The following is a 12,346-nucleotide window of genomic DNA, read 5'->3' on the forward strand; positions in this document are numbered from 1 at the left end:
CTACTATATAAGATGGCCTTAATCAGTCCGTCACCTGCTCCGCTACCTCTTGCGCAAGGTCAAAAGCTGGGCGGCTACGTATAAGCCACATGTTCTTTTCCTGGCAGCCTCCTTGCCAGGCCAGCGCCATCACCTGGATTTTCTTTCTCATGAACTTACTTCACAAAACGGCTTCGCTCGGCCTGCTGAGCGCCCTGGCTTTTGCCGCCGCCCCGGCACAGGCGCAGATTAACGTCAACATCAACACCGCCCCGCCGGTGGTAGTTGGGGCTCCGGCCAACGCTCAGTACTACTACATTCCCGAAGCCAATGCCTATTACGATGTGCCGGGCCGCCGCTACCTCGTGCAGCGCAATGGCAAATGGGAGCGCCACGAGCGCCTCGAAGGCTACGACTCGCGCAATTTCCACCCGCAGTACATCGACTATCGCGGCGACTCGCCCTGGACGTACAACCGGGGAGGCAACCCCCACGGCCTGCCCCCCGGCCAGGCGAAGAAAATGTATCGCGACGGTGATGGCCACGGCCACGATGACGACCATGGCCACGGCAAAGACCACGACCGGGGCCACGACCACGACTAGGCAAGCGTTAGCTTACGTGTTGTATAGTCTCAAAAAGCGCCCATCAGGCGCTTTTTTTGGTAGCGGATGACTGGCCTAGCTGGTCGGCAGAATGAAATGCTTAGTCTGTAAAATAGCCAGACTTATCGAATCTGCGTGCCTTCAGGCATCCATTTTGTTGTGACACAAGTATTCTGTTCAACCTTTTCCCCCATTTCCACCATGAACTACCGCCCGCAGATTTTTGCTTTTGTATTTGGCGCTTTCGCCGCATTGGCTGCTCCGGCTGCCCACGCCCAGGTTGGCGTTAATGTGCAGATTGGCCACCCCGCCTGGGGGCCCGCCGTGCCCGCTGGTGCGCAGTACTACTACGTACCCGAGATAGATGGCTACTACGACCTGGCTGCCCGCAACTACATTGTGCAGCGCAATGGCCGCTGGGTGCCGATGGCTGTAGTGCCGGGCTATAACACGGCCAACTTTCACCCGGTGGTAGTAGACTATCGCGGCCGGCAGCCCTGGGTGCAGTATCGCGACCACCATGCCCGTTATTACCGCCCGGCAGACATGCGCCACGACCACGACAGAGGTCGTCGCTAAGCACTATGCCTGCAAGGTTGAAAAGCCCCGCTACCCGGCGGGGCTTTTTTTATGCACTATGGCGGGCTTAGTCGGTACATTTGGCCAGTCAGTACGCAAACATGTTCCGTATAACGGCAAACTCAAATTCCGGCACTCTACTTGCCTAGTGGGTAGCAGGCAACCCAACCCACTTTTTCTTTCTGTCATGAAACTCCACCTCCGCTTTCTTGCTTTCGCGCTGGGCACTGGCCTGGCTTTCGCTGCTCCTATCGCCGCCCAGGCGCAAGTAAGTTTGGGCGTAAACATTGGCTTACCTGCCTGGGGACCGCCCGTGCCGCAGGGCACGCAGTATTACTACATCCCGGAGATTGACGGCTATTACGACATCTACAACGGGGTATATATTGTATTTCAGGACGGGCAATGGATTCAGACGCCCTACCTCGATGGCTACGACCCCTACTATTTCCACCCAGTACCGATAAGCTACGCCGGCCCGCAGCCCTGGCTCTACATCAATACCTACCGCAGCCGTTATCCGCAGTATGTTACCGTGTTTCGGCGCGGCGGCTACGGCGGCGGTGGCCAGTACTACGGCCACGACTACGGCGCAGGCCGCGTGTATGGCTACGACCGCAACCGGGGCCGCGACTTTGACCGGGGCCGCGACTACCGCGTCGAGCAGCCCCACCTAGAAGGCCGCCGCGATGACCGGGGTGGCTTTGGGGGCGGCCAGCCCCAGGTGCAGCGCGGGGGTTTCGGCGGTGGCCAGCCCCAGGTGCAGCGCGGCGGCTTTGGCGGGGGCAGCCTCAGATGCAGCCCGGTAATCGGGGTGGCTTCGGGGGTGGCAACCCCGGCCAGGGTGGCCAAAGAGGCCCCGGCGGCGACCACGGTGGCAACCGGGGCGGTGACCACGGGCACCGGTAAGCAACTGCTTTTCTCTTTGTAGTTTTGAAGCTGCCCCCGGCCGGGGCAGCTTCTTTTTTAGGTATGGTCTTCAGTAGTACGCTCTTTCTCTTCTACTTTTTACCCGCGTTTCTGGGATTTTACTGGCTGGTTCCGGTCCGTTTCAAGAATACGGTGGCGCTGCTGGCCAGCCTCTTATTTTACGCCTGGGGTGGCCTGAGCTTCCTGGCTTTATTCCTAGCTTCGGTAGTTGTCAACTTCTTCCTCATTCGGGGCATGGCTGCTTCGGCCGAGCGTTGGAAGCAACAAATATTTCTGATAATCAGCATTCTGCTTAATGTCAGCATGCTGTTCTATTTTAAGTACGCCAATTTTTTTCTCGACAATGCCAGCGCGGTGCGCAGCTACTTCGGGGGCCCGCCCCTCACCTGGGAAAAGGTCGTATTACCGATTGGTATCTCGTTTTTCACTTTTGAAAAGCTGACCTACACCATTGACGTGTACCGGGGCGTGAATAAGCCGTTGCGCTCATTCTGGGATTTCATGCTGTATATCATGCTTTTCCCTAAGATGATAGCCGGTCCCATCGTACGCTTTCACGAGATAGCCGGGCAGCTCACCGACCGCCGGGCCTTTGATACCGTGGACGAGAAACTGGCCGGGATGTTCCGGTTTATTATCGGCTTATCAAAAAAGGTGCTGATTGCCAACGTGCTGGGCGAGCAGGCCGACCGCATTTTTGCCCTCGACCCCACTACTCTGCCGGTAGCGCAGGCCTGGCTGGGGGCGCTAGCCTACACCTTTCAGATTTATTTCGACTTTTCGGGCTATTCCGATATGGCCGTAGGCCTGGGCCGCCTGATGGGCTTCCAGTTTCCCGAAAACTTCAACTCGCCCTACGTTTCGCGCTCCATCACCGAGTTCTGGCAGCGCTGGCACATTACGCTGGGACGCTGGATGCGCGACTACCTTTATATTCCGCTGGGCGGCAATCGGGTTAATACCAGCCGCCTCTATATCAACCTCTGGACGGTGTTCATCTTGTCGGGCTTCTGGCACGGCGCTGCCTGGACGTTTATTGTCTGGGGCGCCTACCACGGCTTCTGGCTTATACTGGACCGCCTGTTTTTGCTGCGCCTGTACCGGCGCGCCGGGGCGCTGAATATTGTGCCCACGTTTCTTATTACCGTTGTGGGCTGGGTACTTTTTCGGGCCGAAACCCTAACGCAGGCAGTGGCCTACATTGGGCGGATGCTGGGACAGTTTCACCCCCGGCGGGTAGTAAGCTGGGAAGGGGTGGCCGCCCCGCCGCCGACTGTACCCGTCATGGACTGGCACCAGTTCGGCAGCCAGTTCTGGCTGCTGCTGGCCCTGGGGGCCTTTTTTGCCTTTATGAATGCGCTACCTGCCTTAGAGCGGCGCAATCTGAATCTCTACGCGGCGCATACGCACTCCTTGCGCCAATCGTTGGTACTGACGCTGGGTACCGCGCTGCTGTTTCTGCTCAGCGCGAGCTCCATCGTTGGCAGCTCCTTCAATCCGTTCATTTATTTCCGCTTCTAGCCGGCAGCTCCTATGCCAACACCCGCAAGGACTACTGCTTTAGGTAAGCGGCTGCTACTTAGCCTACTGCTGCTGCTACTGGTGCTGCCACCGTTGCAGGCCCTGTGGCCGCTGGTGCCCGTGCGCCCGCTGGGGGGCTTTACCGACGAAGTTTCTTCGCCTCGCCTTCGCTTCTCTACGCTCTGGGATAACTCCTTCCAGCTCAGTGTAGAGCGCTATGTTAACGACCACCTTGGATTTCGGCCCTGGCTGGTACGACTCCGTAATCAACTGGCTTACTCCGGCTGGCACCAGGTGCTAGCCAGTGGCATTTTTGTAGGCAAAGACCAGAATCTTTACCAAAGCGGCACCGTTGATGCTTACCTGGGCCGCCATTACTTAGGCGAAAACGAGATAGCTTTTCGCGCCCGCCGCCTGCGCCGCGTGCAGGACTCGCTGCAAGCCCACGGCACCCAGCTGCTGTTTTTGCTGGCACCCGTCAAGCCGCGCATTCTGCCGCAGTATCTGCCCGATAGCTGCGGAGCTGGCCACTGGCCCGGCCCCACCAACTACGCCACCGTGTGTGAGCAGTTTGCCAAGTATGGGGTTAATACCCTTGATGCCAGCGCATTGCTGGCGCGCTGGCGCGACCAGGGAGCCCGCTACCCACTTTTTACGCGCACGGGCACGCATTGGAGCGGCTACGCGGTGGCCCAGGTTGCCGACACGCTCTTTCGCCGCATTGAGGCCCTTACTGGCCGCGACCTGCCTGATTTTACGCAGCGTGGTGAGCCCGTGGTAGTCACCCATACGGCCGACCTGCGCTATACCGATAACGACCTGGGCGAGCTTATCAATCTGCTGTATGATATTCCGCCCTACCCCACGGCTTATCCCAACGTGGTATTTGCCCCGCCGGCAGGTAAGCAACGCCTCAACGCGCTCATTATCGGCGATAGCTTTGCGCAGAGCTTTTACGGCTTCTACCCGTACTATCAAACTCTGTTTACGCCGGCCTCCCGCTACTGGAACTACAATGAGCACGTTTACTGGCCGGAGCAGACCCCCGGCGAGAGCCGCAACGTTGCCGATTTGAACCTAAGCCAGCAGCTACGCAGCCGGCAGCTGGTGCTACTGGTTGCCAATGAGGAAAACCTCCATAAGCTTGGCTATAACTTTATTGACCAAGCCTTTAATGTCTTTTGTCCGCTCACGGACCAAGACCGGGCGCAAACCGCCGAGATTGAAGCTACTATCCGGCGCAACCCTGACTGGCTGGCCCGGCTGGCACAAAAAGCCGCTGACAACAACAAGTCGCTGGATGAAATTATCCAGCAGGATGCCGCCTATATGCATGACCGCCAGCGCTAGCCCGGCCGTCAGCTCCTAGCATCCTCATAAAAAAGGCGGCTCCCGGTGCGGGAGCCGCCTTTTTTGCAAAATATATCGTTTATAAGATATTATTAAAAATCAGCGTTCTTGGGGAAGCGCGGAAACGGTATCACGTCGCGGATGTTGGTCATGCCCGTCACGAACAATACCAGGCGCTCGAAGCCCAGGCCGAAGCCCGCGTGCGGCGCGGTGCCGAAGCGGCGCGTGTCGAGGTACCACCACAGCTCGTCTTCCGGCACGTGCATCTCGGCCATGCGGGTTTGCAGCTTTTGCAAATCCTCTTCGCGCTGCGAGCCGCCGATGATTTCGCCGATGCCCGGAAACAGCACGTCCATGGCCCGCACGGTGCGGCCGTCGTCGTCGAGCTTCATGTAGAAGGCCTTGATTTCCTTCGGGTAATTCGTCAGGATAACCGGCTTGCGGAAGTGCTTTTCCACCAGGTAGCGCTCGTGCTCGCTTTGCAGGTCGGTACCCCAATCGACGGGAAACTCAAATTTCTTTTTGGCCGATTTCAGAATCTCCACGGCCTCGGTATAGGTGAGGCGCTGGAAAGCATTGTCGGTCACGAACCGGAGGCGTTCCAGCAGCTCCTTGTCGTAGGTATCGTTCAGGAATTGCAGGTCGGCAGCGCAGTGCTCCAGGGCATACTTGACCAGGCTTTGGAGAAAATCCTCGGCCAGGTCCATGTTGTCGGCGAGGTCATAAAACGCCATTTCGGGCTCTATCATCCAGAACTCGGCCAGGTGGCGGGGCGTGTTCGAGTTTTCGGCCCGGAAGGTGGGGCCGAAGGTGTACACCTGGCCCAGCGCCAGGGCCGCCAGCTCGCCTTCGAGCTGCCCGCTTACGGTGAGGTTGGTTTGCTTGCCGAAGAAATCCTGGCCGAAATCGACCGAGCCGTCTTCGGTGCGCGGCGGGTGCTCGGGGGGCAGGGTGGTTACCCGAAACATCTGGCCCGCACCCTCGGCATCGGAGCCCGTGATGATGGGCGTGTGCACGTAGTAGAACCCGTGGTCGTTGAAATACTGGTGAATCGCGAACGCCAGGGCGTGCCGGATGCGCAGTACCGCCCCAAACGTGTTGGTGCGGGGACGCAGGTGGGCAATTTCGCGCAGGTGCTCCAGCGAAGTGGCTTTCTTTTGCAGCGGGTAGGCTTCGGGGTCGGCAGTGCCGAGCACGGTTATTTCAGTAGCCTGCACCTCTACCGACTGGCCTTTGCCCTGGCTGGCCACCAGCTGGCCGCGCACGGCGATGCACGAGCCGGTAGTGATGTCCTTCAGGCTTTCCTCGGGAAACTTCTCGGCATCAGCCACTACTTGCAGCGTGGCGAGGCAGGAGCCGTCGTTGAGGGCAATAAACTGCACATATTTGTTGCCCCGGCGCGAGCGAACCCATGCTTTGACGAGAACTTCGCGGTTGAGGTCGGTACTTTGCAGCAGGTCTTGGATGCGGGTGCGGCGGAGCTGGTCGGCAGGCATAAGCGGGTTGCAAAAGACAGTGGAGCCTGCAAAGGTAAAGCCTTCGCCCAGGCAGCACCGCTAACCCCAACGGGAAATTGCCAGTAGTAACGCATGACCATTGCATGAGCTACGCCGTATTACGTTGTTTCGCCCGTTGCCACCACCAGGTTACTTTTCTCGCACTACTCTATGCAACGCCTTGATTTAAAGCAGCTTCTTTCTCAGCGCCTCTCGCCTCAGCAGATTCAGTTTATCAAGCTGCTGCAAATTCCTACTGCCGAGCTGGAAACCCGCATTAAAGAGGAAATGGAGGTAAATCCTGCTCTTGAAGAAGGTGATAGTGAGGACGCTGACGAGCGCGACGAGAACCCCGATGACGAAGCCCCCGAGGCCGACGACCCCAACGACTCGCTCGACAGCGACGACGCCACGTTGGAGGAGGATTTCAGCGCCGGCGAGCCGGCCGACGACAGCCCCGGCTTCGACGACTACGCCGACGAGCGCCCCGAGCCGGCCGCCGAAGCCGAGGCCCTGGGTATCGACAATGACAACCACGAAATCGACATCAGCGACTACGTCAACGACGATGAGATAGCGGGCTACAAGATGCAGGGCGATGGCCCCGGCGATGAAGAGGAGCGCGATATGCCGCTGGCCGACACCAGCGGCTCGTTGCAGGATTCGCTGCTCGACCAGCTGCACTTTGCGCAGCTCGATGAGCTGCAACAGGCTATCGGGGAGCAGCTTATCGGCTCCATTGATGGGGATGGCTACATTCGGCGCGACCTGGCGGCCATTGCCAACGATTTGGCATTCAGCCAGAATATCGAGGTGAGTGAGGCCCAGATTGAGGCCGTGCTGCACGTAGTGCAGCAGTTTGACCCGCCGGGCATTGCGGCCCGCGACCTGCCCGAGTGCCTGCTGCTGCAGCTCGAGCGCCGGCCCCAGGACGAGGCCACCCAGAATGCCGAACGCATTCTGACCGAGACCTTTGAGGAGTTTACCAAGAAGCACTACCCGCGTATTCAGCAAAAGCTGGACTTGGAAGATGACGAGCTGAAGGAAGCCGTGGCCGTTATCCTGAAGCTGAACCCCAAGCCGGGCGGCAGCGGGCCGGTGAGCGGCAGCAAGGGCAGCGCGGGCGGGGCACAGTACCTTATGCCCGACTTTATTCTCACCAACGACAACGGCGAGCTGAACCTGACCCTGAACGCCCGCAATGCCCCCGAGCTGCGCGTGAGCCGCGACTACCGCGAGATGCTGCAGACCTACGACAAGGCCGCCAAGAAAGACCAGAAGATGAAGGAGGCCGTGAGCTTTGTGAAGCAGAAGCTGGACTCGGCCAAGTGGTTTATCGACGCCATCCGGCAGCGGCAAAACACGCTGCTGCGCACCATGTCGGCCATTGTGGAGCGCCAGCGCGAGTTTTTTATTACCGGCGACGACTCCAGGCTGCGGCCCATGATTCTTAAGGACATCGCCCAGGCCATCGGCATGGACATCTCGACGGTGAGCCGGGTGGCCAACTCCAAGAGCATTCAGACTGAGCACGGCATTTACCCGCTCAAGTTCTTTTTCTCGGAAGGTATCGCCACCGACTCGGGCGAGGATGCCAGCAGCCGCGAGGTGAAAAGCATCCTGCGCGACCTCATTGGCAACGAGAAAAAAGACCACCCGCTCAGCGACGATAAGCTGGAGAAAATGCTGAATGCCAGGGGGTACAACATTGCCCGCCGCACCGTGGCTAAGTACCGCGAGCAGCTAAACATTCCGGTGGCCCGGCTGCGCAAGGAGTTGTAGCGCTGTCTTAGGCAGCACCGTCAGGGCCGGCCGGGCTTTGGCTCCTGGGTTTAGTAGGCCGTAAAGCTATCAGGCACCACCTCATAAGGCAGGCGCCTAGTAGCTTTACGGCCAAACTATCCCTTCACCTGATTAAAAGCAGAAGCTATGTTGCGTCAACGTCGGCCACGACTCTGGGTTGGAGCGCTGCTCGTAGGCTTAGCTGCTACCATCCTGCTGCTCAAGCTATTTCCGGGCATGGCGCGTCATCCCGGCGCCTACCTGAATGCAACGGGCGATGGCATCAAAAACTACTATGTAGCCGCCTATTATGCCCGCTATGATAGCGGCCAGCAATTTACGGGCATGAACTATCCGCGCGGCGAGCATATCAACTATCCCGATATGCAGCCCCTGCTGGCCGTGCCCCTGGCCTGGGCGCGCGAAGCCGGCTTGCCACTCGCCGCGCACAGCATCGGCTTCATCAACTTTGGGATGCTGCTGGCGCTGGTGCTGGCGGCCGTGGTGCTGTACCTGGTGCTCCGGCGGCTGCCGCTGCCGGCGTGGTATGCGGGGCTGGGGGCATTGCTCATCACCTTCATGGCCCCGCAGATAGCCCGGTTTCAGGCGCACATGTCGCTGAGCTACGCGTGCATTGTGCCGGTGCAATGGTACTGTATCCTGCGTATTCTGGCCGCTCCGCGCTTGGCGCGGTGGTATATAGTGCTTGGGGTATTTAATCTACTGGTGGGGCTGCTGGCGGCGTATCACCTGGGCATTGGCAGCCTTTGGCTACTGGCTTTTGTGCCGGTGCTGGGCTGGCAGCAGGGCTGGCGGCGGAGCGCGCCGCTACTAGCGCGGCTGGCTGCTACGGCCCTGGTGCCCATGGCCGTTTTCTGGGTCTGGCTGAAGCTTACCGACCCCATCACCGACCGGCCGCCTAATCCCTGGGGCCTGCTTATTGCGCGCAGCAGCTTCACGGGCGTGTTTTCGCCCAGCGATGCGCCAATGCAGCAGGTATGGCGGTACTTTTTCCCGAGCACCGACCCGGCCTGGGAAGGCTCGACGTACGTGGGTACGGTAGGGGTACTGGTGCTGGTGTGCAGCGCCCTGCTGGCGCTGCGCTACTTGGCCCACGGCCGGTGGCGCAGCGTGTTGCGACCCCACCTGCCGGCGCCCTTACGGGCGGGCCTGTGGGCGGCTACGCTGCTGCTGCTTTTTGCCATGGCTTACCCGTTTTATATTCCCGGCCTGCGCGACTTCGTCTGGCTGCTGGGGCCGCTCAAGCAGTTTCGGGCGCTGGGCCGCTTTGCCTGGCCATTTTACTACGTATTTGCTACGTATGCAGCATATTATATCTATCGGCTGTGGCGCTATTTGCGGCAGCACCAGGCCCCGGCCTTTGCGCTGAGTTGGCTCGCGCCGCTGCTGCTGCTATGGGCGGCCGAGGGCTACTGGCATATCCAGCCGGTAGCGGCGGCTATCGAGGCCAACCCTGGCGCAGAGGCTTTTGTGGGGGAAGAAGGTAACTACCGCCAGCTGCTGAGCTGGACCAGCTACCGGCCGGAAAGCTTTCAGGCCATTTTGCCGCTTCCGTATTTTTCCATAGGCACCGATAAAATAGCCATCGACGGCACCGACGCTGCCCACTACCAGGCTTTTAAAGCGTCGCTCAATCTGCACCTGCCGCTCCTTACTACGTTTATGTCGCGCTCGTCGGTGAGCGAGACGCTACGCCTCACTCAGCTACTAAGCAGCCCGCTGATAGCCAAGGATTTGCTGGCAAAGCTGCCTTCCAATAAACCCATTCTGCTGGTGGTCACTGCCGGCCTGAACCCGGCCGAGCAGCGCCTGGTGAGCCTGGCCCACCTCATCAAGGCTACGCCCGAGGTGAGCCTGTATGAGCTGCCTCTGGCGGCCCTGGCCGCTACGTCGGTGGCCGCCGAGCGGGCCAAAGCGGCGGCGCTGCTGCCCACGCTCACGGCGCACGATGGCCTTTATACCACCACGGCCAGCGGCGTGCTGCTCCTGCCTTTCGACCAGCGCCCCGACCGTCGGGGCCGGCTGGCCCCAGGCGCTTTCTACGAGCCCCGGGAAAAGTTTTCTACGCTCTACGATGGCCCCTTGCCCATGCCCGCCGATACGGGCCGCTACGAAGCCTCGGTGTGGGTGAACGCCACCACGGCCTATGGCCTGGGCAACCTGCAAGTGAAGCTCTACCACGACACCGAAGAGCTTGAGCACCAAGTAGCCGATGCCAGAGTTACGACCGAAATCCAGGGCGATTGGGTACGCGTGGCCGTGCTGTTTCACCGCCCACCCACTGCCAACCGCCTCGAAGTGCTGTACGATGGCCACGACCTGCTGGCCGACGACCTGCTCGTGCGCCCGCTGCATACGGATGTGTACTGGCGCACCGCGCAAGGCCAGCTGGTTCTGAATGGCTATCCGCTAGGCCAGTGAGGCGCTGCGGAGCTAAGCTTCGTTGGTTTTCACAACTTCCTAAATGGGTTTATCAGGTAAAAATGCCCTACTCAACTGCTAGGTAGTGCTATTGCGCAGCCAGCTGCAGCAGCACCTCGTAGTAGGGTCGTCCCAGCACCCGCGCCCGCAGCCAGGCAAAAAAGCTGAGTACCTGCAGGTCTTCGCGCTCTTCGGAAAGAAACGCGGGCATGGTGGCCACGCGCCCGGCAAATTCTGGGGTGCTCACTACGGCCGGGTCATCCATAATTTCGTGCACCAGCTCCAGGTAGCATACTACCGCGTGGTACGGGCCGCCCAGGGGCACCGCAGGAGTATCGGCGGTAGCCTCAGCAGCCGGGAACTGCTCGTGCAGGCGCCGCATAATGGCCCGCAGCCGCACCAGAGCTACGTCCAGGTTGCCGAGCTCCAATTGGATGAGCAGCTCGCCGATATTGTGGTTGAGCAGCCACTCCAGCCCCATGTTCTGCTCCAGCCAATGGTCGGTACGGTCGAGGCTGATGAGCGTCTGGCTGGCTTTGTGAAAGTTGCCCTCCGCAAAATAATGAAAAGTAAGCTGCAAGCGCGCCGTAAGCTGATGCGCAGGTAGAAGGGCCGGCTTAGCCCGCAATATACATTCAAGAAGTTGAATACTCTCCGCATTCCGGTGTAGAAAAGCGTAGTTGGCGGCCAGCAGAAAGGTGAAGCGCGGGGCCAGGTCGCTGAACTGCCGGCCCGGCGCAGTAGCCAGAATGGCCTGGCCCTGCTCCAGGTACACTACCGAGTCGGCAAAGCGCCGGGCACGGTAAAGCGCATGCGCCAGCATGTAGAGCAGGCGCAGCTGGTACTCGCGGTGGGCCGGTGCAAAGCCGTGGCGACGCTCCATCAGGCGGTAGCAGCGCTCGATAAAGGGCGCAAACGCGGCGAAGTCGCCGCGCACCAGCATGGCGTGGCGGGCAATACTCAGGAGCCGGCACAGCAGGGACGGCGACCGGGCAAATGCCTCCTGCAAGCTATACTCTTTCAGCACGTTGCGCACCAGCTCATCGACGGGTACCGCGCCCCGGCCGTGCAGCCGCGCCTGGCGTAGGCGCTGGCGCAGCAGCGCATCGGCAATGCCGGCGCGCTCTTCTTCGTCGGCCGCCTTCTTGTTGCGGTGGCGGCGCTCGATAATGGCATCGAGCGGCTCGGCGTGGGGCAGGCCCGCGTACTGAATCTGCACATTGTACACCGCATTCAGCAACTCATACTGCTCGTTGTCGAGGGCCAGCTTTTCGGCTTTGCGGAGCACGCTCCAGGCCAGGCGCGGCACGCCGGCTCCAAACAGGTACTGGGCCAGCGTGAGCTGCCCCCGCACCGGAGTGGCGGCCGTGGCATCGTGCTGGCGCTGGCGCAGCAGCAAAAACTCGGTAAGGTGCTTAAACAGCCGCTTGCGCAAGGCATAGTAAGCCACGGGGTTGGGCTCATCGGGGTAGAGCTTGCGTATCAGGTAGTCCGACTTGTATTCCTGGGCGTGCAGCAGCAGGCTGAGCAGGCGTAAATCTTGCCGGCCGGTAGCCCGGCGGCGCTGCCACTGAATGAATTGCACCAGGTCGCGGCGGTCGTCGGAGGCCAGGGTCTGGAGGGTAAGGCGAAGGTCATCCATGAAAAAAGGGCGGGTTACAC

9 protein-coding genes are annotated in these 12,346 nt (G+C 60.2%); 7 read left to right on the forward strand and 2 right to left on the reverse strand.

Going from position 1 to position 12,346, the window contains the following annotated elements; translation table 11 throughout:
• Positions 1 to 149 precede the first annotated feature (149 nt).
• The 5 genes from F6X24_RS03450 (at position 150) to F6X24_RS03465 (ending at position 4,964) form a co-directional block, all read left to right on the forward strand.
• On the forward strand, positions 150 to 584 hold the full coding sequence (locus F6X24_RS03450) for a hypothetical protein (RefSeq protein WP_151086614.1): 435 nt from the start codon (positions 150 to 152) through the stop codon (positions 582 to 584).
• A gap of 201 nt (positions 585 to 785) precedes the next feature.
• On the forward strand, positions 786 to 1,163 hold the full coding sequence (locus F6X24_RS03455; RefSeq protein WP_151086616.1) for a hypothetical protein: 378 nt from the start codon (positions 786 to 788) through the stop codon (positions 1,161 to 1,163).
• Positions 1,164 to 1,350: 187 nt separating this feature from the next.
• Complete coding sequence (locus F6X24_RS18855) at positions 1,351 to 2,094, forward strand: hypothetical protein (RefSeq protein ID WP_191906442.1); 744 nt, start codon at positions 1,351 to 1,353, stop codon at positions 2,092 to 2,094.
• A 41-nt stretch (positions 2,095 to 2,135) separates the two neighbouring features.
• Positions 2,136 to 3,614, forward strand: coding sequence for an MBOAT family O-acyltransferase (locus tag F6X24_RS03460; protein WP_151086618.1), 1,479 nt, complete (start codon positions 2,136 to 2,138; stop codon positions 3,612 to 3,614).
• Between the two features lie 12 nt (positions 3,615 to 3,626).
• The gene (locus tag F6X24_RS03465) at positions 3,627 to 4,964 is read left to right on the forward strand and encodes an alginate O-acetyltransferase AlgX-related protein (RefSeq protein WP_151086620.1); all 1,338 of its coding nucleotides are present in this window, start codon (positions 3,627 to 3,629) and stop codon (positions 4,962 to 4,964) included.
• 92 nt (positions 4,965 to 5,056) lie between these two features.
• Here F6X24_RS03465 and asnS read toward each other — a convergent pair whose 3' ends face one another.
• A complete protein-coding gene (gene asnS / locus F6X24_RS03470) occupies positions 5,057 to 6,460 on the reverse strand; it encodes an asparagine--tRNA ligase (protein ID WP_151086622.1) in 1,404 nt (467 codons plus the stop codon).
• Between the two features lie 171 nt (positions 6,461 to 6,631).
• Between asnS and rpoN the strand changes: the two genes are divergently transcribed.
• Together rpoN and F6X24_RS03480 are read left to right on the forward strand one after the other, a co-directional pair.
• Positions 6,632 to 8,242: an RNA polymerase factor sigma-54 gene (gene rpoN / locus F6X24_RS03475; protein WP_151086624.1), complete on the forward strand. Its 1,611-nt coding sequence runs from the start codon at positions 6,632 to 6,634 to the stop codon at positions 8,240 to 8,242.
• Positions 8,243 to 8,389: 147 nt separating this feature from the next.
• Entirely contained in the window at positions 8,390 to 10,684 is a 2,295-nt protein-coding gene (locus tag F6X24_RS03480) for a hypothetical protein (RefSeq protein ID WP_151086626.1), read from the forward strand.
• Positions 10,685 to 10,772: 88 nt separating this feature from the next.
• On the opposite strand, the gene F6X24_RS03485 is transcribed toward F6X24_RS03480, so the two are convergent.
• Complete coding sequence (locus tag F6X24_RS03485) at positions 10,773 to 12,326, reverse strand: hypothetical protein (protein ID WP_151086628.1); 1,554 nt, start codon at positions 12,324 to 12,326, stop codon at positions 10,773 to 10,775.
• Positions 12,327 to 12,346: the final 20 nt, after the last annotated feature.

Source organism: Hymenobacter baengnokdamensis, assembly GCF_008728635.1.
Lineage (GTDB): Bacteria > Bacteroidota > Bacteroidia > Cytophagales > Hymenobacteraceae > Hymenobacter > Hymenobacter baengnokdamensis.